The sequence below is a fragment of the Lentzea sp. NBRC 105346 genome (assembly GCF_030269605.1).
Lineage (GTDB): Bacteria > Actinomycetota > Actinomycetes > Mycobacteriales > Pseudonocardiaceae > Lentzea.
The window spans coordinates 61,129-77,820 of sequence record NZ_BSTQ01000020.1 but is presented as its reverse complement, the minus strand read 5'-3'; the positions used below and the strand labels follow the sequence as shown (position 1 = coordinate 77,820).

Here is a 16,692-nt window from a genome sequence, read left to right as displayed (position 1 = left end):
GCCTCACCCCTTCGGGTCCGGTTCGGTTTCCGCGTTCGCGTCCCAACCGAACTGCTGGCCGACCGCGACCATCCACGGCTGCAGGTTCAGGAACCCCTCGCGCAGTTCCTGGATCGCGCTGTCGTTGTGCGCAAGGGCCTTGCCCGCCAGCTCGTTCATGACCCTCTGGTGCCCTGCCAGGTCGGCGACGGTCTTCTTCAGGCTCTTGAGCGCCCGCTCGTACTCGAACGCCAGCCAGCCGAGCACGATCACCGCGATGGCCAGGGCGATGCAGATCCAAATCACGGGGTCACTTCCTCGTCGTCGATGGACAAGGTCGGGTTGCGCACCTCGAGGTAGGCGACCGCGAGGTCTGCGGCGAACATGGCGGCGAGCACGAGGTCGAGGGCGAGCGCCACCCAGTTGAACGAGCGGGCCGGATCGCGCACGACGTCGAGCAAGTCGTGACCGGTGGCGATAGCGACGAACAGGTAGGCCCAATTCCGCAGTTCCAGGAACGAGTCCGGCAACGTCGAGCCCTTCACGCGGTCACCTCCAGTTCGAGCCAGAGGCGCCGGGGAAGGTCGGCGCCGAGGTGGATCACCGGCATCAGCTCGGTGACGAACTCCGGGTTGTCGTCCGGCACCAGGCCCGCGTCCACCAACCCGTCGATCGCGGGTTTCGAGGTGGCGCACAGGTTCGCTGGGTCGCGCCGGCCACGGTTGTCGCCGGTCGCGTAGTGCAACTGCACCCGCAGGTGTCCGCACGCGCCGAGGTGCTCGGCGGCCGTCTTCGCCTTGTGCCGGACGAGGCGTTTCAGCTGTGCTTCCTTGCGCCAGTGGAAGCGGTCGTTCGCGGAGAGCGGCGGGACGGGGGTGCCGTTCCACTGGCGGGGGAGGAGCGGCAGCGGCAGCTCGTACACCGCACCCACGACCGCGGTCACTGGGTTGCACCCGCCTTCGGCCGGTACGGCTCCAGCGCCCACGCCCACACTGCGCGGACGGCGTTGGGGTCTTCCGGCTTGCCATCGAACGTGTACCAGTTCTCGGGGTCGCTGAACCACTGGAATCGCAGCCAGGTCGGTCCTACGTACTTCTCGATGCGAACCGGCGAGCCGAGGTCGTGGCGGCCCATGGCGTGCAGGGCGGCCAGCCCGCGGCGCATGTCGTCGGTGATCGCTACGCCGATGCCTTTGCCGCGCTCCCCGATCCACATGACGGGGATCCCGTAGTAGCGCGGCAGGTTCGCGGTTGCCTGCTCGACGGTCAGGTACTGGGGTTCGGCACCGCTGGACCAGCGTCCCATCATTCACCTACCTGGATCGCAAGGAAGGGGTTGGGCTGCGGGGGCTTGGTGGAGCAGGGGTTGACGCTCTTCACCACATGCGAGGTCAACCCTCGACGCGGGTTGTGCCGCCAGCCCGGCAAACCGCACTTGCCGCACGCCAAGCCGAGCAGCGCGAACGAGTTCTCCTCGGTGAACAGGTCGGGATCGAACATCAGCCGAGCACCCACTTCCTGACGAGAGCGCGGATCGTGCGGCGCTGCAGCGGTTCGGGCACAACCTGCACCGCAGGCGGATCCAGCACGGCGACCGCGGCCGGCTCCGGTGCGGGAGCCTGGTCCGGCACGGCGGCCAGCACCGGCTGCGGCAGGTACGGGGTGACCAGGTCGGGATCGGTCTTGCGGACCGTGGTCCTCAGCGAAAGGAACGCGATCGACCCGAGGTCCACACCGGACTCGCCGAGGTCGAGCCACTGGCAGATGGGGCCGCACCAGTCGCCAAGCCACCTGAATGTGTGGCTGGTGCACACGGCGCGGCGGCACGGGGTGCTCATCGCGACGCTCGCAGCGAGTCGGTGTGCACGGTCGTGACGAAGCCGTCGTCGAGTTCGACGTTGGCACGCACGTTCTTCTGCGCGTCGTTGCTCCACGCGAAAAAGCCGTTGAGCTTGCCGGTCACGCTGCGGCCGTCGAGGTCGGTCCCGTGCACTCGCTGGCCGACCTTGGGAAACGGTTCGACCTCGATCGGTGACGGCACACGCGGCGCGTCCCGCTCGACCCTGTTGTATAGGCGCGGCTTCTCGGCGAGCGCGGCCAGGTTCGGCGCCGAGTCGCTGGCCTCCGTCGCCGCGAGGAGCGCGTCGCCGAAGACCTTGACCAGCGCGGTGTACAGCGCCTCCTGCTCGTTCGCTTCGCGGCCCGTCACCGGCGGGAGCAGGTGCTGGCGGAGCGTCTCGGCGATCTGGTCGCACACCTCGCTGACGACCCGAGCGCGGGCGATGCTCTCCTCGACCATCTTCTGCTTGACGTAGCAGGCGCCGTCGAGGAGTTCCTCGTACAGGTCGCGCAACGCGTCGCGCCCGTTGTGGGGCTGGAGGGCGGTGCCGTACCGCTGGATGCCGACCTGCTCGCGTGCTTCGAGGTCGGCGCGGACGAGGGACTGAATGGACGGGTGGCCGTTCGGGGTGGGCATCGGCTGCTCGATGAACGCCGGAGCGTCGCCGTCCACCTCGATGCCGCAGTTGGCGAGGAACTTCCGGGCGTTCTTCACGGCAGTGCATGTCCGGCCGTGCTGGCGAGCGGCGCAGGGCCACCGCTCGTGGTCGCGGGCGGCGGTCTCGAAGCGCTCGGCGCGCTCGATGTCGCCACGGTCGCGGGCGGTCTTCGCTGCGACGGCGAGGATCTGCTCGTCGGGCACTGTGTCCTCCGTGGACGGTTGCGGGGTGGTGGGGCGAACGAAGACGGTGCCGCCGCCGGGGCAGCGCCGGAACCAGTCGATCGGCATGACCGGCTCGGGCTTGGGCTGTGGCGCGGTCATGCCGCGACCTCCCTCGTGGACGGTGGCGCGAACAGGTCGGTCTGCACCGGTCGGGTCAGGTGCTCGCGCGGGCCGTGGCAGCCGCACGGGCACACCCAGCGGCACACCCGATCCGCCAGCCACACGAACGCCTCGAACACCCGCTGACCGCCGGTCGCCGACACGGACCGGTGGAACAGCGGCTCGTCGAACATGGCCTCGTGCTTTCCGCCGGCCGACCGCACGCAGGTTTCGGGTGTCGGCAGCGGCACGCCTCGGCGGCAGCGGTCGTGCCGGTCGGTCTTGCACCAGTCGGTAAGGCCGTACTGGCAGGCGCATGTGAGGAACGCGCCGGGCACGTCGCGGAACGTCTTGCGCATGACGCCGGTCCAGGCGTGCCCGCGGATCCACTCGGCGTGGTCCGCGGGCATCACCTCGAGCACGGCGGTCACGCGGCACGCCCCAGCGCGTACTTCAGGGCGTCGCCGCTGATGCCCAGGCGGGCAGCGATCTGGGTGTCGTCCAACCCCAGCTCGCTCAGGAAGGCGTACTCCTCGACGGTGTCGGCCACGACCTGGTAGCGGCGGCGGAACCGGTGGAGCGTGTCGTGCTTCTTGTGCCGGGCGTAGCAGGCGTCAACGAGTCCGCGCGCGGCGTGATTGCCGGTGCGTCCACAGCAGACGCACCGGATCACCGGCCCACGGTGCGCGCTCACTGCGGACTCACCTCGCGTTCGGACACGACGACACCGGTCTGTCCGGTCTCGGACACGAGCTCGACCCATCCGTCGTCGTCTTGCCCGAGGAACACCATGTCGATCGGTCCGGCGGCGGTGTTCCACACGACGATCTGCCCGTGCTCGTACTCCTCGGGTTCGGGCTCGTCGGGTGTGACGCCGAGGTCCATGCCCCGCACGCGCGCGCTCACTCGGCACCCCGCAGTTCGGCGGCGCGTGCGCGGAGCTTCTTCACTTCGTCCAGATAGGTCTCGGCGACCGGTCCCGCGATGACCTCGTCGTCCTCGAACATCTCGTTGAGGTCGTTCATGAACCTCTGGGCCGTGTGCTCCAGCACGGCGGCGGCGATGAATGGCGCGGAGGCGTTGAGCATGGCAACGGCGCCCTCGCGCGCCCAGTGCTGCTCCATCGGTGTCGAGTCGTCAAATCCCTTGAGCACGACGCGAGCAGCGGCTTCGACGGCCTCGCGCGGGATCTGGACGTCAGCCACGGTCGACCTCCTGCCAGACCTGCTCCACCTGAACGAGGCGGAACGTCAACCGCTCGGTGTCGTCGTCGGTCACGTGGAGGACGTGGAGGATGCCGTCGTGGTCGACGTGCCAGCTCGTCTCGCCCAAGTGGTTGTTGACGTCGCCGCGGACCTGTGCGACGACGGCGCTCAGGGGGTACTCGTGGAAGTTAGCCACGGCCGTTCACCGCCTTGGTGTTCGGCGCGGGCACGCCGGCGACTTCGTTCCAGGCGGCGAAGTCGCCGAACGGGAGGCGTTCCCCGGCGAGCGCGGTTGCGGCGGCGAGCGCGAGCGTCGCGTGCACCTGGGCGCGGGCGGCGATCGAGTGCTCTGCCGCCTCCGAGAGGTGCATCCGGTCGCGGTAGGCACCGTCTTCGATGTAGGCGAGAAGCTGCTCGGCTTCGCGGTAGTGCTCGGGCCCGGTCACTTGGTCACCGCCCCACCGGCGAGCAGCGGCTTGCACTGCCACTCGACGATCTCCTCGGTGCGCGTCACGGTCGTGGTCGGGACGGCGGCCAGCGCTTCGGGGTCGGGCACCTCTTCGACGACCTCGCGGGTGCCGACAACGACGCGCTCGCACACCTCGTCACGGGCGGCGTAGACGTGCAGGCCGACGCAGCCGAACGTGAGGTCGACGTTGAACCACTTCTCGTTGCCCGACTTGCTGATCTTCGCTCCGTGCGCCTTGGCGGCGCGGACGAAGTCGGCCATCGCGGTGACCGGTTCGTCGCTGCTGCCGAGGCACACCATGATCCGGTCGAAGGACGAGTACCGGGCGAGTTCGGCGAGCGCCGGGTTGACCTCGAACAGCTTGGCCAGCGCGCGGAATCCGGTCGCCATCTCGTCGGCGAGTCGCTGGCTCGGGTGCTGGGCGGGCATGTCCGCGGTCGCTTCGTCGACGACGGCCTGCGACATTTCGCGGGCGCGCTTGAGGTCCTGGCTCATGCCGCCACCGCCTGGTTCGAGCTGAACGGCACGCTGCCCTTGTCGACGCCCTCGATCGGCTGCTTCGCGGGTCCGCAGCCGGACAGGAACACGACGGCGGCCACGCACACGGCGACGATCACGACGCGCAGCGCGGCGGCCGCGCGTTCGGTGCGGGTGCGGTCGTCCCACCACTCGATCACCGGCAGGGCGAGCATCGCGCCAACGGCGAGCAGGTCGTGGCGGAGCGGGTTGTGCTTCGGCTTCGTCATCTCGCGGCCCGCTTCCGGTTGATGCGGCGCGAGGCGCGGGCGACGCGGTTCTTGGCGCGCCGCTTGGCGACGCGGGCCGGGTCGGCGGTGCCCTCGTACACGTGGCCGGGGCGCAGCGGGTCGGCGTTCTTCGCGCCGAGTCCGAGCAGGATCGCGAGCGAGTAGCTGGACGGTTCGCCGCTGGTCGGGCGGCTGGTGGAGGTCTGCATGTCGTCTCCTGAAGCTTGGTGTCACCGGAGGTGATGCATGCACGCTATCACCATGCATGCATGCATGCAAGACATCAGGTACGAGAAGAACCCCGCTCGTCGCCCTGAATCCGAACCGGCATCGGCGCGCGCGCAGCCACCTCGGCCGCGGACATGCGTGACGGGTGCGCCGGCGTCTTCGTCAACGGCCTGCCCTTGCCGTCCACACATGGCTGTCCCTCACGTGCCTTGCAGTACGAGCACGGCCGCGTCCGGTACTCCCGCCGGACCGCGGCTTCACCCTCGGCGAGCGCTACCGCCATGTGTGGCTCCTCGCCCGCCTTCAACGCCTTCTGCTGCGCCAGGGCCGCGATCGCCCGATCCACCCCTGCCCGGATCTGCTCCGGAGACGACGCCGGCGCCGGGCGGTCCCGCTCCTCGAGCTCGTGCTGACGGCGCGCCCGGTACACCTCGACGATGTCGTGCGGGCGGATCGTCTCGTTCGTCGCCCGGTAGTGCGCCCGGAACGCCTCGGCCGCCACCTTGGCCGGAACATCACCCACGATCATGTGCCAGGCGTCCAGCACGTCGCTGTCGGCCGCCGGGAAGTACGGGTCCACGCTCGCAGCTGTCGCCATCAGGACCTTCAGCTCATCCCGCGTCACGCTTGCCTCCTTCGATCATGCGCAGGAACGCGCCAGGCTCGGGCTGCTCGTCGTCCACGGCCAGCCAGCCGCGGACCTTCTCCCCGCGCGCCGAACGCGGCGCCGAGTCGCGCCCACGCACACGCGACCCCGGGACGTCCACCGCGCCGCGCTCGTCTGAGGCTGCTTGTCGGGCTGCTCGTGAGGCTTCGCGGTACGCGTGGGGGAGGTAGTTGGGGGTGCGGCCTTGGGTGGCCCAGAGGTCGAGGGCTACTCGGAGGGTGGGGAGGGTGGCGCCTTGGGCGAGCAGGGTGTCGACGTGCTTCGCCAGTTCGCGTCGGTCGGGGGTGAGGATGGGCTCGTCGAGGGTGTCGGCCCATGCGGCGACGAGCCGCCACGCTTCGGGCTTGGAGGCGGTGGCGGCGAGTTGGGCGGCGCTCACGCGCTCGCGTGTACGTGCGCGCGCGGGAGGACGCGAAGCGTCCGACTGGCTGTTGTTAACCACGCTGGTACTGGAGCTTGTACTCCCTACGGGAGTACAAGTACTTGGGACCGGCTTTTCCGGCGCCGGTGAATCCGTTTCCGGTGTGACCTGCGGAAACTCGCTCTGGACCGGGAACGGCTTTCCCGGCTTCGGTTGGTCCGGCGCCGGGTTTTCCGTTTCCGGCTGGACCTGGGGGTTTGTGTCCACGGTGGTGGCCGGGCCCGGCTTTTCCGTTTCCGGTGTGACCAGGTGGGTTTCCGTTCGCCAATGGCCGGTGTCGTCCTGCTGTCGGCGGGTTTCGACGTGGCCGGCGGCGGCCAGCTCGCGGAGGGTGGCGCGTACGGCGTCGCGGCCTTCGCGGTGTTCGGGGCGTGCGAGTTCGGCCGTCCGGATGGGGCCGGGCGGCAGGGTGCGCAGGTGGGCGAGGAGCCCGGCGGCGCGGTAGGACAGGGTCACGCTGGTGCCTCCATCGGCGGTGGGGAGGTGGGGCTGGAGGCGGTTGGTCAGGCCGCGGTGTTGTCGTCGGGCTGGTCGATGATCGGGTTGTCGTGTCGCCGTCGTTCTTGGAGGCGGCGGCGCTGTCGTTCGGTGAGGCCGCCCCACACGCCGTGCTTCTCGTTGTGCTGGAGGGCGTGTTCGAGGCATTCGGCGCGGACGGGGCAGTTGCCGCAGACGCGTTTCGCCCACACCGTGGATCCACCCTTGTCGGGGTAGAACGCGTCCGGGTCGGTTTCGCGGCAGAGCGCGGACTTCATCCATGCTGGGGTGTCGGGGCCCCAGTCGTCTCCGATCATGCGGCGGCCTTTCTGCGGTTGCGCTGGCGGGCGGCGGCGACCCAGCGGCGGATGTCGGCCCACTCGGCGCGCATGTGGTCGCGGATCTCGTTCTCCGCCCAGCCGCGGTCGACGAGGGCGGCGGCGACTTGGGCGGCTTCGTCGTCGGTGAGGGCGGCGGCGGGGACGGCGCCGCTGATGCCGAGCTCGATCAGCAGGGTGTTGCCGACGGGGTAGTCGGGTGGCGGGATCGGGTCGAGTTTCCGGACCCAGCCGAGGAGGTCGGCGTGCGACCGTCGCGGATCGACCATGGCGGCGAGGGTGACGATGAGCGCGGTCGCCGGGTGCACGCCGTTGTCGGGCTGGGGGAGTGCGTTGATGGCGGTGAGCGCGGCCGTGGTGGCGTCGGGGCCTTCGTCGTGCACGGCGACGACGAGCCGCAGCGCGAGCGGGACGAGTGCGTCGAGGTACTGCTCGGGATCCATTGTGGACTCCGTTCTGTGGAAACGCTTGTGCGGGCCGCGCCGAGGGGGAGTTGGCGCGGCCCGCTGGTGGGCAGGGGTCAGGGCGCCGTGTCGGGTAACGGCGCGGCCTCGTCGAGGTACCGCCACTCGATTCGGGTGACGGTGTCGCTGTGGCCGATGCCTTGCGCTTCGACGAAGAACCGCTCGACGAACTCGGCGGGATCCATGCCAGGGAAGCCTTCCTTGGCCATTTCGCGTGCGCCGTAGCCGTCGAACCAGAGCACGAGCAGGTCGAGGCGTTCGCGGACGACAGTGACGACCTCGACTTCGGCGATGCGGACGAGCGGCTCGTCGGGCTTGCGGCCCATGACCTTGCGGCACAGGGTGAGCCGGTCACCCGGCTTGAGGAACTGCCACCCCTTGCGGCGGGTGACGGTCTTGGTGCGGTTGCGCACGGCGTCCTCGGTGAACGCGACGGACATCAGGCGGGGCACGTCAGTCCTCCTCGGTCAGCTCGATGTCGCGGCCGTCGACCGTCAGCCCCGTCAGTTCTTGGGCCTCTGGGTCGACGACGTTGTGCGCGCACTGGTGGCACAGCCGGGTGTCGATGTGGTCGCCGGACGCTGCCTCGACTGCTTCCGCGATCTCCTGGTCAGTCATGCCCTCGACGTCGAGCTCGAACTCAACGGTGGTCCCGGCGTACACCGCGAACGTGGCGATGATGTTGGCCCTGCTCACGATGCCTCCTTGGTGGCGTCGTGCTGCCGGTTGCCGCGCCACCAAGAGTTCTTGCTGCCCTTGCGGGACCGGTTGCGGGACGGTGCGAGCCCGGCCTCGACATCGCGGACGATGCGGTGGCTGGAGGCCCACACGCCCATCACCGACGACACGAGGTTGCGGTCGTATCCGTTGGGACGCACGGTGGCGACGAGCCGGTGCACGGTGTCCGCGGTGAACGCCGCGCCGCTGCGGGCGCACGTCGCGACGGCGAGCTCGACGACGGCGCGGTCGTCGCGGTGGCCGGCGGTTCCGGCGGCGAGGTTGGCCTCTTGTCCGGCGTGCCGGTCGGCGTACGCCAGTTCAAGTTGGTCCGTCATGACAGCACCTCCCACGCTTTGCGGCAGACCTCGTGCTCGCACCAGCGGACGAGTCCGGCGTGGGTGTCGTTGTGCAGACCGACGACCAGCTCGGCGAGTTCACGGACCGTCTTCTGCAAGTGCGCCTCGTCGATCTCGCCGCGAGCGGCGGCGCGCACGTCTTCGGCGGCGCAGACCGCCTCGTCCGCGGCGTGTTCCACGTCGCGGCTGGCGCGCTCCAGGTCGCGGGCAGTGTTCTTGATGCGCTCGATCAGGCTGTCGATCTCGGACCTACCGCCAACGCTTCGAAGTGCGGCTGTCACTGGATTACCTCCCAGATGGTGACCGGGAAGTACCCCGGCGTGCTGGCGTTGTGGTCGAGCGGCCGACCGTCCGGTTTGGACCAGTCGAGCCACCACTCGTCGTCGAACTGGATGAGCTCGCACCAGGTGCAACCGTCCGTGTGCTGGGCGAGATGGTCGGGGCAGTGGGTGAGGAACCGCGCCCAGGTCTGCTCGAACGTCGTCGGGTCGATGTCGTTGTCCCACATGCCGCACCGGAATCGGGCGACCTCGACGATCCGCCCGGCGTCCGGGTGTCCGAGGGCCACGAACGTCTCGCCGTCCTCGCCGACGTGCAGCCAGCGAAGGCCGTCGTGGAACTGGCTGGCCTGCACGAGCCGGGGCGGGAACGCGGTCCACAGGTCGATCCGATCAGGCTCGTCGAACAGCGCGGACGTCTCAGCCACGGCGCATCTCCTTCATCGAGCGCAAGCGCCCTCGCAGCTGGTCGGGCAGGCGCTTCCACCAGCACACGACCGCGGCCACGATCAGGCGGCGGGCGACAGCAATGCATTCGGACGGCTGGAGCGCGGTGTTCGTGTCGCCCATCCACTCCACGTAGGACTCGACGTCGAGCCACACACTCCAGTAGGCCCATCCCGAGACGTTCACGCGGACACGGCCGCCGACGACGGGCTCGATGTCGCTGTCGTACGGGTCGGGGTTCTTCGGCGCGGCGTACGGCGGGACAAGCGGTGCGGCTGGGATCAGGGACTCGGCGAACTCGTCCTTGGGCGCGGTCACCGATACTCCTCCGGTCTCTCGACTTCCAGCTCCAGCACAAGCGCCGGGTCGAGGCCGATCGGCTGGCCCTTCGAGTGCTTCTCGTGCCACTCCCAGATCCACTCGTGGATGGACCCGCCGTCTTCCCACGCGTCGTACAGCACCCGCGCAACAACCTGCGCACGGTGCGGCGCGGCGGCCATCAGCTCGGTCAGCAGGACCACCAACGTGAAGTTGTCGACGACCGCCATGCTGCGCATCCACGACACGTCGATCTCGCTGGGCGGGTCTTCCCAGACCTCCTCGGTCGCCTTGTTGGCATCCGACAGGAACGCGGCGAGGATGGCCTCGGGAGTACGCGGAGTATCGACCCAGCGGCGGCGCTTCGGCGGGTCGATACGGTCCGCGCGCTTCACCAGGTCGCGGGACAACTCCCGCGCCTGCGCAGCCGTGAGCTGCACGCTCGGACCGTCATCCGGCGCGGCCACCCACACGTTGATCGCCTCATCGTCCCTCGACGTCTCCTCCAGCACGAGACTGTTCGCGGCGACGGTGTTGTTGGTGGCGCGGCCGGTCCACGTCCGGCCCTCGATCGGCTTTGCGGTCATGCGGCCGTCACTTCCTGCAGTAGTTGCTTGGCGTTCGTGCCGGTGATCCGGCAGGCCCTCATCAAGTAGTGCGCGCCCAAACCACGGGCCGCCAACCGCTCGGCGACCGCGCGCCGTTCGGCCGGCGTGAGCGGTCGGGGAACCTGGAAGCGCTCGGCTTCGCGGATCGTCCAGTTGAGTGCGCGGCCGATGGCGCGGTCGACGATCTCCTCGTCCACCCAGTCGTCCGGCGGCGCGTCTTTCCGCTTCACGACACAGCCTCCTGTCCGTCCTGGTCTTGCTTGGTGAGGTGCCACACCTCGTGGTCGCCGTGCTTCCGGCAGCGGTAGGCGTGGGCTTCGAGCTGGCGGCCGGTCACCCGCGACCAGACCTCGCCGAGCGCGGCGTCCGCGGCTTCCTGGTCCGGGTACTGCTTCTTGCGGCAGTGCCAGCGGATCGGCGGGGCAGGCGAGCGTTTCTCCAGCGGCGGCCGGTAGGTGTGCACCGGCCGCCGCTGCGGCATGTCCGCCGGGGAACTCACTCGTCGACCACTTCGCCGTCGATGACCCCGTCGTCGACGACCGGCAGGTGCGAAAGGTCGGCGGGCTCGCCGTCGGTCTCGACTCCCGGCGCGAAGTCGGCCGGGCGCTGTTCGGCGGCAACCTCCTGCGCTGCGCGCAGCTGCTCTCGCATGTACTCGGCCGACGTCGGCACCCACTTGGCGAGCTGGCGCACCGCGGACTTCAGCCACATCGAGGCCTCGTGCTTCACCCACGGCGAGTACTCGGAGTTCGCCCCCTGCGACGAAGCCTTGATCTTCTCGATGGCGGCCTTGTTCAGCACCACGACCTTCGACGTAGCGCCGTCCTTCATCACTGCGTAGGCGTAGACCAGCCGCAGACGCCCACGGTCCTCGGCGTCCCAATCGATCCGGTGCAGCGGCCGCTCGTGGACGCCCGGCTGGTACTCGAACTCGTCGCCGCCGTACACGCACTCGGCGACCACCGACGAGATCGCGCCCGCCCGGAACATCAACTCGATGTAGCCCTGGTAGCCGACGATCCCGAGGATCTCCAGCCTGCCCTTCACCTTGCGCGGCGTGAGGTAGTACTGCTCCGTGCCGGGCTCCAACCCGAGGCGCGCGGACTCCAACAGCGACGCCAGGAACACGCCGGGGTTGTTGGTGGCCGCGAGTTCCAGTTCGGTGCACGAGCCGCCGCCGGGCGCCGCGACCCGCTTTCCCTTCTTCAGCGCGCCCTGCGCGAGACGCACCCAGGTGTCCGGCTTCACGTGCGACGGCAGCACCGCGGTGAAACTCTCGCTGTACTGCTTGACCAGGCCGCCAGGCGTGTTGTCGCGCGTCGCGACGGCGGAGGTGATGGTCTCGGTCATGCTGCAGCGCTCACTTTCTGGCCGGTGGCCTTCTTCGGGGTGTGCTTGAGGTATGGCGGTTTGCCGTCGCGGCCGGGAATCCGCATCGCGATCTGTTGTCCGTTGTGGACTGCCCGGCGCGCGCTGCCCATGGCGTCGAGCAGGACGCCCGCAGTGCGTTCCCGCTCCTCGGTGGCGCTCTTCAGCGCGGCGATCGCGTCCAGGTACGGCACGGCAACGTCGTCCGGCACCTCGATCGCCTCGTCGTCGATTTCGGGGTGGAGCTCGCGTAGCACCGCATAGGTCGAGCTGTGCGCGTCGATGTCCGGCCGGACACCGGGGTTCTGCCCCTTCGGGAGGGTCTCCAGGAAGGCGCGCGCCTCGTTGCGCATCAGCCTGCACTCGTCCGCCGAGTAGTCCACGTGGTACTCGGCGTATCCGGTGACTCCGAAGAACACGGCGACGTCGACGCGCTCGAAACCCTGCGCGGGGCCACCGAACGTGTCGAGGTACCAGAGGCACTGCGCCCGGTAGTAGACCGGGATCTGATCGGTTCCCGGCTCACCCCAGCCGTCGTTCATCGGCGAGTACTTCGCCTCGACGATGCGTGGTCCGAGCGCGTCTACGTTCGCTACCTGCCACGCACGTGCGGTGTTCCGCCAGGTTCCCGGCCGCGTGTTTAGGGAGAGGTCGTGTTCGCGGGCGTACTCGCCCAAGATCACGGGCTCCAGCAGCTTTCCCCAGCGCATCAGGTCGTTCTCGACCTCGTCCGCGACCATGCCCGCCATGCGGTGCCACAACGAGAAACGCGACTCCCACGGGCTAAACCCCATCACCGCAGCGATGCGGCTCCCGGTGATCGTGTTCGCGCGGGCGGCGTGCCACTCGGGCGAACCGGCGTCGAAGGTGCCGACGTGCTCGGCGGTTCCCAGCGTCACAGGTGCTCCTCGAAGCAGATGTGGTCAAGGTGGTCGGCGTGGCGCGCGAAGTGGTCACGGACGATGCGCGCGATCTCCAGCTCGTCCGGGAAGTTCGTGTTCATCGCGGCGGCGTCATAACGTCCACTTGGGACGCCAGCAGATGAATCGGCTTGTCCCCGGTCCACTCCGTGGCGTCGACCTCGGTCATGTCGGCCGGTTCCAGGCAGTACGCGACGTGCGTGCCCGTGACCGTCAACAGCAGGCCCGAGACGTCGCGGCCGTCGGGCAGGACCGTGCCGTCCTTCACTCGCACGACGTCCTGCAGGCCGGGGACTCTGGTGCGGCTCATCTCTTGTCCCCCAACTCGTTGCGCAGGATCTCGTCGTGGTTGTCGATCGCCGCGCCGAACGCCGCGCAGACGAAACCGACCAGCAGCAGCACCGCGTACGTGCCCGTGAAGACGACGAGCCAGTTCACAGCGCCACCTCCACCAGCACGTCGCGCCCGGCCTTCGACCAGTGCGCCTCAACCGCGCTGTCCACAACGGACTTCAAGCAGTGGTGGCAGCACAGTTCCTCGAACGTCGCCGTCGTCTCGTGCGGGTTCGGGATCGCGGTGACGCGGTTCCTCGTCAGCGCGCCGACGTTGCCGCACCACTCGCACTGCCCCTCGGGCACGGTCGGGTCGGCCTTCACATCCACGCGGAGGTAGCTGTGCAGGCGCGACAACGCCTCCGCCTCAGCGAGGTCCGTACGGGACACACCCGTGTCGTATGCTGTGGTCATCGGTTCACTCCTGGTCGGGTGAGTCGTCTCCTGGAAGCCCCGCCGCCCGGATTGGTCTCCGGCGACCGCGGGGCTTCCGCACATCTGGGTCATGACGAGCTGGTCTCGGGCTCGTCGCCGAACAAGTCCGCGAAGCTGGCGTCGGTCAGCACGTCCAGCACGCCCTTGATGAAGCGGGCCGACGGCTCGACCTGGTGCGTCAGCACGCGGTGAACCGTCGAGGGGGCGACGCCCATGCGCTTGGCGAGCTCAGCGTCGGAGTTGATGCCGGCCGCGGTCCGGTGCTCGGTGAGGACGTCGCGGCGGATGCGGACCGGCTTCGGTCTTGCGGGGGAGGTGGTCGGCTGCATGCATGCACGTTATACGAATGCATACGTGCATGCAAGAAGTCACACGCGTGCAATTAGGACGTTTGGTTCCAATACCGGTTCAGGGCTGTGCACGTATGCATGCATGCAAGTACGCTGTATGCATGGACCAAGATCGGGGGACCTTTGGCCCTTACCTCAAAGGGCACATGGACCGTAAGGGCTGGAACATCACCCAGCTCGGACTAGAGGCTGGCGTCAGCCAAGCCATCATCAGCCGATGGATCTCCGGACAGACGACGCCGTCCGTCGAGAACCTGCGGCCAGTCGCGCACGCCATCGGCAGACCGCTGCTCGAGGTGGTCGTCGCCGCGGGCATTCTCACACCCGAGGAAGCCAAGGCCAAGGTCGTTCACAGCCCGGCGGGAACACTGTCCGACGAACAGCTGCTTGCCGAGGTTGAACGACGCATCAAGACCGGTGCGCGCCCCGCGCCCACTCTCGAAAAGGTCGCCGAGCAGCCCGGCCGGTTCGAGGTCGTTGGCGCGAAGAAGCCGGCGCGGCGCAAGAAGGGCGAGGGCGGGCGATCCTAGACGCATACGGGCGGCCAGCGCGACGCGCCTAAATAGTTCCGTTAGCTAAGTTGCTCCGAACAGGTGATCGATAGATATTCGTTGTAACGTGAACTAGATCGCTGACGGTAAGGCCCACGTGACCACTGCAGACTCTGCCTCTGCCGCCCTGGTTGCTCGGGGGTACGCAGCGCTACACCAGATCCGCCGCATCGCCGTTGAACTCATCGAGGACCTCGAGGTGCCGGCCATCATCGACCGCGAGACCAACACGGTCTACATCCAACTCGGACTGCCGCTCGACGAGGCCATGTTCCTCATGCAGAGCGGCATCGAGGCCCTGTGCAGAGGGAGAACCGTGGTCGAACGCGACGACGGAGGTACCGGGTGGGCCGGGGGAGAGATCGCCGTCGGCGCCGAGTACGAGGTGCCGACGCTGCCCGAGCAGCCGCGCCCGTTCCTGCGCCTGGTGTGATCGTTCTCAGACACCCCAACTGGGGGATTTGCGCTCAGCGATATCCTGGGGATTCCATACGTAAGCACAGCGCTCACTGCTCACCGCTTTGGGAGCGGGGGGTCGCAGGTTCAAATCCTGTCGCCCCGACGGTTGGGTTCTGTGCCCGCGAATTGCGGGCACAGGACACGGATCATTTCAGCAGGTCTGTGAGCAGGTCCGCCATCGTGGTGCCGTGCCACGACCGCTTCGAGAAGCGTTCTTGGGCGATGCCATTCCATGGGGTCTGTGGGTCGCCACGGCGGATGCCCTCGGCAAGAGGTGTCAGGACGCCGATCTCACGGGCTTCTATGGATAAGGCTGCCAGCAGGGCCTGGGTTCGGTGCACGTGTTCGGGGCGTACGGTCACCAGCAGGCTCCAGTCGCCCCACGTTTCCGCCAGGGAGAACGGTCTGAGGCCTGCCTGCGAGCACACTTTCATCAGCAGTGGGTCGAGTTCGATGTCAGGGGCCATCAAGGCACCCAGTTCGTTCGTTTCGCAGATGCTGCGGACGCTCGCGTACAGGCCGTCGGACACGTCCATGGCTGACGTTGCCAGGCGCTCGGATGCGAGTAGCTGGCCGGCTTTCAGTTGGGCCTGCGGTTTGCAGGCACGCTCGCGGAGGGTCTGGGTGTCGTCCATGGACAGCGATGCGTGGCCCTCGTGGACGAGTACTGCCGCCCACAGCCAGCCGGGGGAGCCGATCAACATGAGCCGATCGCCCTCTCGGGCTCCGCGTCTGCTCAGTCGGCCGCCGGGGGCGCAGCGGCCGATTGCGGTCGCCGTCAAATGCACCGTTGGACCGTCGCGCAAGTCGCCGCCGGTGACACGAGTGCCGTGCAATGCGGCGCAGTCGTCCACGCCGTCCACCAGGCGTTCGAACTGCGACACCGGAAGTGCTGCGGGCAGGGTGTAGTTGACCACCAGGCCTAGCGGGTGGGCGCCTGCTGCGGCCAGGTCCGACAGGTTGATGGTGGCTAGTAGCCAACCTGCGTAATACAGGTCCTCATAGCCCAGTTGGCGGACCAACGGTGTGGGGCAGGTGTCGGTGGTGACGACCAGGTCGTCGGTCAGCACGGCGCAGTCGTCGCCGAACCCGATGACGTCGCGGTATCGAGGGGCGAGCAGCTCCGCGACTATGCGGCGCTCACCCATGTCCTTCAGCTCCTGGTCAGACATGGTGATCGGCCAGACGGGAAGGCGAGATCACGACGTCTCGGGAGTAGTTGTGTGGCATTTCGGTGTAGGAACGCAGAGCTGATCGGCTGGCCTTGAACAGCATCAGGTTGCAGATCCGGGTACCTGGGTGGAGGTGCACGGTCTCCTGCAGCCTCGACACGATCTCCAACGTGATGATCGCGCCCTCTCCGGCGCCAAAGCCTGGGCTGACTTGGGACGACAGCACGACACTGATGCCCAGCCGGGCCAGGTCCGAGATGCCGTCCAGCACGCCGACCAGGCGCGTTGAGATTGCGATGCGTTCCAACGTGGCCGCCAGCACCACCTCACCGGGGCCAATGGCCAGGCGGCCGTGGTCGTCCAGTTCCTTCGCCAGCAGCGACGGGTAGGTGTCATGGCGGGCCGTGTCCACGGGGCCCGTGGGCACCAGCGTGTAGGCCTCTTGGCCGAGGCGCAGGCTCAGCGCAGCCGGCCGGACCATGTCGGCAGAGAACGGGTCGACGACCAAGTCACCCTTGTTCAGTGCACGGTGGATGTCGTGGTCGGTGAGCACACCGTGCCGTG

39 protein-coding genes are annotated in these 16,692 nt (G+C 68.5%); 2 read left to right on the top strand and 37 right to left on the bottom strand.

What is annotated here, in order from left to right; translation table 11 throughout:
* Positions 1 to 3: 3 nt before the first annotated feature.
* From QSK35_RS35025 to QSK35_RS34855, 35 genes are all read right to left on the bottom strand, one after another.
* Positions 4 to 285, bottom strand: a complete 282-nt coding sequence (locus QSK35_RS35025) for a hypothetical protein (protein WP_285751979.1) — start codon at positions 283 to 285, stop codon at positions 4 to 6.
* Positions 282 to 524 carry a hypothetical protein gene (locus tag QSK35_RS35020; RefSeq protein WP_285751978.1) on the bottom strand — a complete coding sequence of 81 codons (243 nt, stop codon included), beginning with the start codon at positions 522 to 524 and terminating at the stop codon, positions 282 to 284. The genes QSK35_RS35025 and QSK35_RS35020 overlap by 4 nt, the downstream gene beginning before the upstream one ends.
* A complete protein-coding gene (locus QSK35_RS35015) occupies positions 521 to 922 on the bottom strand; it encodes a hypothetical protein (RefSeq protein WP_285751977.1) in 402 nt (133 codons plus the stop codon). Before QSK35_RS35015 ends, QSK35_RS35020 begins: the two co-directional genes overlap by 4 nt.
* Positions 919 to 1,287 carry a hypothetical protein gene (locus QSK35_RS35010; RefSeq protein WP_285751976.1) on the bottom strand — a complete coding sequence of 123 codons (369 nt, stop codon included), beginning with the start codon at positions 1,285 to 1,287 and terminating at the stop codon, positions 919 to 921. The genes QSK35_RS35015 and QSK35_RS35010 overlap by 4 nt, the downstream gene beginning before the upstream one ends.
* On the bottom strand, positions 1,284 to 1,478 hold the full coding sequence (locus QSK35_RS35005) for a hypothetical protein (protein WP_285751975.1): 195 nt from the start codon (positions 1,476 to 1,478) through the stop codon (positions 1,284 to 1,286). Before QSK35_RS35005 ends, QSK35_RS35010 begins: the two co-directional genes overlap by 4 nt.
* Positions 1,478 to 1,816: a hypothetical protein gene (locus QSK35_RS35000; RefSeq protein WP_285751974.1), complete on the bottom strand. Its 339-nt coding sequence runs from the start codon at positions 1,814 to 1,816 to the stop codon at positions 1,478 to 1,480. Before QSK35_RS35000 ends, QSK35_RS35005 begins: the two co-directional genes overlap by 1 nt.
* Complete coding sequence (locus QSK35_RS34995) at positions 1,813 to 2,799, bottom strand: hypothetical protein (RefSeq protein WP_285751973.1); 987 nt, start codon at positions 2,797 to 2,799, stop codon at positions 1,813 to 1,815. Before QSK35_RS34995 ends, QSK35_RS35000 begins: the two co-directional genes overlap by 4 nt.
* Positions 2,796 to 3,230 carry a DUF6248 family natural product biosynthesis protein gene (locus QSK35_RS34990; RefSeq protein WP_285751972.1) on the bottom strand — a complete coding sequence of 145 codons (435 nt, stop codon included), beginning with the start codon at positions 3,228 to 3,230 and terminating at the stop codon, positions 2,796 to 2,798. The genes QSK35_RS34995 and QSK35_RS34990 overlap by 4 nt, the downstream gene beginning before the upstream one ends.
* On the bottom strand, positions 3,227 to 3,493 hold the full coding sequence (locus QSK35_RS34985; protein ID WP_285751971.1) for a hypothetical protein: 267 nt from the start codon (positions 3,491 to 3,493) through the stop codon (positions 3,227 to 3,229). Before QSK35_RS34985 ends, QSK35_RS34990 begins: the two co-directional genes overlap by 4 nt.
* Complete coding sequence (locus QSK35_RS34980; RefSeq protein ID WP_285751970.1) at positions 3,490 to 3,705, bottom strand: hypothetical protein; 216 nt, start codon at positions 3,703 to 3,705, stop codon at positions 3,490 to 3,492. Before QSK35_RS34980 ends, QSK35_RS34985 begins: the two co-directional genes overlap by 4 nt.
* On the bottom strand, positions 3,702 to 4,004 hold the full coding sequence (locus QSK35_RS34975; RefSeq protein ID WP_285751969.1) for an RNA-dependent RNA polymerase family protein: 303 nt from the start codon (positions 4,002 to 4,004) through the stop codon (positions 3,702 to 3,704). Before QSK35_RS34975 ends, QSK35_RS34980 begins: the two co-directional genes overlap by 4 nt.
* A complete protein-coding gene (locus QSK35_RS34970; RefSeq protein WP_285751968.1) occupies positions 3,997 to 4,200 on the bottom strand; it encodes a hypothetical protein in 204 nt (67 codons plus the stop codon). Before QSK35_RS34970 ends, QSK35_RS34975 begins: the two co-directional genes overlap by 8 nt.
* Entirely contained in the window at positions 4,193 to 4,450 is a 258-nt protein-coding gene (locus QSK35_RS34965; protein WP_285751967.1) for a hypothetical protein, read from the bottom strand. The genes QSK35_RS34970 and QSK35_RS34965 overlap by 8 nt, the downstream gene beginning before the upstream one ends.
* Positions 4,447 to 4,968, bottom strand: a complete 522-nt coding sequence (locus QSK35_RS34960; RefSeq protein ID WP_285751966.1) for a hypothetical protein — start codon at positions 4,966 to 4,968, stop codon at positions 4,447 to 4,449. The genes QSK35_RS34965 and QSK35_RS34960 overlap by 4 nt, the downstream gene beginning before the upstream one ends.
* Entirely contained in the window at positions 4,965 to 5,219 is a 255-nt protein-coding gene (locus QSK35_RS34955) for a hypothetical protein (RefSeq protein WP_285751965.1), read from the bottom strand. The genes QSK35_RS34960 and QSK35_RS34955 overlap by 4 nt, the downstream gene beginning before the upstream one ends.
* Positions 5,216 to 5,428, bottom strand: coding sequence for a hypothetical protein (locus tag QSK35_RS34950; protein ID WP_285751964.1), 213 nt, complete (start codon positions 5,426 to 5,428; stop codon positions 5,216 to 5,218). Before QSK35_RS34950 ends, QSK35_RS34955 begins: the two co-directional genes overlap by 4 nt.
* A gap of 74 nt (positions 5,429 to 5,502) precedes the next feature.
* Positions 5,503 to 6,072, bottom strand: coding sequence for a zinc finger domain-containing protein (locus tag QSK35_RS34945; RefSeq protein WP_285751963.1), 570 nt, complete (start codon positions 6,070 to 6,072; stop codon positions 5,503 to 5,505).
* Entirely contained in the window at positions 6,059 to 6,991 is a 933-nt protein-coding gene (locus QSK35_RS34940) for a hypothetical protein (RefSeq protein ID WP_285751962.1), read from the bottom strand. Before QSK35_RS34940 ends, QSK35_RS34945 begins: the two co-directional genes overlap by 14 nt.
* 47 nt (positions 6,992 to 7,038) lie before the next feature.
* Entirely contained in the window at positions 7,039 to 7,329 is a 291-nt protein-coding gene (locus tag QSK35_RS34935) for a WhiB family transcriptional regulator (RefSeq protein WP_352244174.1), read from the bottom strand.
* Entirely contained in the window at positions 7,326 to 7,793 is a 468-nt protein-coding gene (locus tag QSK35_RS34930; protein ID WP_285751960.1) for a hypothetical protein, read from the bottom strand. Before QSK35_RS34930 ends, QSK35_RS34935 begins: the two co-directional genes overlap by 4 nt.
* Positions 7,794 to 7,870: 77 nt before the next feature.
* Entirely contained in the window at positions 7,871 to 8,266 is a 396-nt protein-coding gene (locus QSK35_RS34925) for a hypothetical protein (RefSeq protein ID WP_285751959.1), read from the bottom strand.
* A gap of 1 nt (position 8,267) precedes the next feature.
* Complete coding sequence (locus tag QSK35_RS34920) at positions 8,268 to 8,510, bottom strand: hypothetical protein (RefSeq protein ID WP_285751958.1); 243 nt, start codon at positions 8,508 to 8,510, stop codon at positions 8,268 to 8,270.
* Positions 8,507 to 8,869 carry a hypothetical protein gene (locus QSK35_RS34915; RefSeq protein ID WP_285751957.1) on the bottom strand — a complete coding sequence of 121 codons (363 nt, stop codon included), beginning with the start codon at positions 8,867 to 8,869 and terminating at the stop codon, positions 8,507 to 8,509. The genes QSK35_RS34920 and QSK35_RS34915 overlap by 4 nt, the downstream gene beginning before the upstream one ends.
* Entirely contained in the window at positions 8,866 to 9,171 is a 306-nt protein-coding gene (locus tag QSK35_RS34910; protein WP_285751956.1) for a hypothetical protein, read from the bottom strand. Before QSK35_RS34910 ends, QSK35_RS34915 begins: the two co-directional genes overlap by 4 nt.
* Positions 9,168 to 9,596: a hypothetical protein gene (locus QSK35_RS34905; protein ID WP_285751955.1), complete on the bottom strand. Its 429-nt coding sequence runs from the start codon at positions 9,594 to 9,596 to the stop codon at positions 9,168 to 9,170. The genes QSK35_RS34910 and QSK35_RS34905 overlap by 4 nt, the downstream gene beginning before the upstream one ends.
* Positions 9,589 to 9,933 carry a hypothetical protein gene (locus QSK35_RS34900; RefSeq protein ID WP_285751954.1) on the bottom strand — a complete coding sequence of 115 codons (345 nt, stop codon included), beginning with the start codon at positions 9,931 to 9,933 and terminating at the stop codon, positions 9,589 to 9,591. The genes QSK35_RS34905 and QSK35_RS34900 overlap by 8 nt, the downstream gene beginning before the upstream one ends.
* Entirely contained in the window at positions 9,930 to 10,520 is a 591-nt protein-coding gene (locus QSK35_RS34895) for a hypothetical protein (protein WP_285751953.1), read from the bottom strand. The genes QSK35_RS34900 and QSK35_RS34895 overlap by 4 nt, the downstream gene beginning before the upstream one ends.
* Entirely contained in the window at positions 10,517 to 10,771 is a 255-nt protein-coding gene (locus tag QSK35_RS34890) for a hypothetical protein (protein WP_285751952.1), read from the bottom strand. Before QSK35_RS34890 ends, QSK35_RS34895 begins: the two co-directional genes overlap by 4 nt.
* Positions 10,768 to 11,040, bottom strand: a complete 273-nt coding sequence (locus QSK35_RS34885) for a hypothetical protein (protein WP_285751951.1) — start codon at positions 11,038 to 11,040, stop codon at positions 10,768 to 10,770. Before QSK35_RS34885 ends, QSK35_RS34890 begins: the two co-directional genes overlap by 4 nt.
* Complete coding sequence (locus QSK35_RS34880; RefSeq protein ID WP_285751950.1) at positions 11,037 to 11,891, bottom strand: recombinase RecT; 855 nt, start codon at positions 11,889 to 11,891, stop codon at positions 11,037 to 11,039. Before QSK35_RS34880 ends, QSK35_RS34885 begins: the two co-directional genes overlap by 4 nt.
* Positions 11,888 to 12,808, bottom strand: coding sequence for a YqaJ viral recombinase family protein (locus QSK35_RS34875; protein WP_285751949.1), 921 nt, complete (start codon positions 12,806 to 12,808; stop codon positions 11,888 to 11,890). The genes QSK35_RS34880 and QSK35_RS34875 overlap by 4 nt, the downstream gene beginning before the upstream one ends.
* A gap of 100 nt (positions 12,809 to 12,908) precedes the next feature.
* Complete coding sequence (locus QSK35_RS34870) at positions 12,909 to 13,139, bottom strand: hypothetical protein (RefSeq protein WP_285751948.1); 231 nt, start codon at positions 13,137 to 13,139, stop codon at positions 12,909 to 12,911.
* Entirely contained in the window at positions 13,136 to 13,267 is a 132-nt protein-coding gene (locus tag QSK35_RS34865; RefSeq protein WP_285751947.1) for a hypothetical protein, read from the bottom strand. The genes QSK35_RS34870 and QSK35_RS34865 overlap by 4 nt, the downstream gene beginning before the upstream one ends.
* Positions 13,264 to 13,575 carry a hypothetical protein gene (locus QSK35_RS34860; RefSeq protein WP_285751946.1) on the bottom strand — a complete coding sequence of 104 codons (312 nt, stop codon included), beginning with the start codon at positions 13,573 to 13,575 and terminating at the stop codon, positions 13,264 to 13,266. The genes QSK35_RS34865 and QSK35_RS34860 overlap by 4 nt, the downstream gene beginning before the upstream one ends.
* 89 nt (positions 13,576 to 13,664) lie before the next feature.
* The gene (locus QSK35_RS34855) at positions 13,665 to 13,925 is read right to left on the bottom strand and encodes a helix-turn-helix domain-containing protein (protein WP_285751945.1); all 261 of its coding nucleotides are present in this window, start codon (positions 13,923 to 13,925) and stop codon (positions 13,665 to 13,667) included.
* A gap of 122 nt (positions 13,926 to 14,047) precedes the next feature.
* On the opposite strand from QSK35_RS34855, the gene QSK35_RS34850 reads away from it, so the two are divergent.
* On the top strand, positions 14,048 to 14,476 hold the full coding sequence (locus QSK35_RS34850) for a helix-turn-helix domain-containing protein (RefSeq protein WP_285751943.1): 429 nt from the start codon (positions 14,048 to 14,050) through the stop codon (positions 14,474 to 14,476).
* Positions 14,477 to 14,594: 118 nt separating this feature from the next.
* Positions 14,595 to 14,930, top strand: a complete 336-nt coding sequence (locus QSK35_RS34845) for a hypothetical protein (protein ID WP_285751942.1) — start codon at positions 14,595 to 14,597, stop codon at positions 14,928 to 14,930.
* A 172-nt stretch (positions 14,931 to 15,102) separates the two neighbouring features.
* Here QSK35_RS34845 and QSK35_RS34840 read toward each other — a convergent pair whose 3' ends face one another.
* Both QSK35_RS34840 and dcd read right to left on the bottom strand, forming a co-directional pair.
* The gene (locus QSK35_RS34840) at positions 15,103 to 16,128 is read right to left on the bottom strand and encodes a thiamine-phosphate kinase (RefSeq protein WP_285751941.1); all 1,026 of its coding nucleotides are present in this window, start codon (positions 16,126 to 16,128) and stop codon (positions 15,103 to 15,105) included.
* Positions 16,121 to 16,681, bottom strand: a complete 561-nt coding sequence (gene dcd, locus QSK35_RS34835) for a dCTP deaminase (RefSeq protein ID WP_352244173.1) — start codon at positions 16,679 to 16,681, stop codon at positions 16,121 to 16,123. The genes QSK35_RS34840 and dcd overlap by 8 nt, the downstream gene beginning before the upstream one ends.
* Positions 16,682 to 16,692 lie beyond the last annotated feature (11 nt).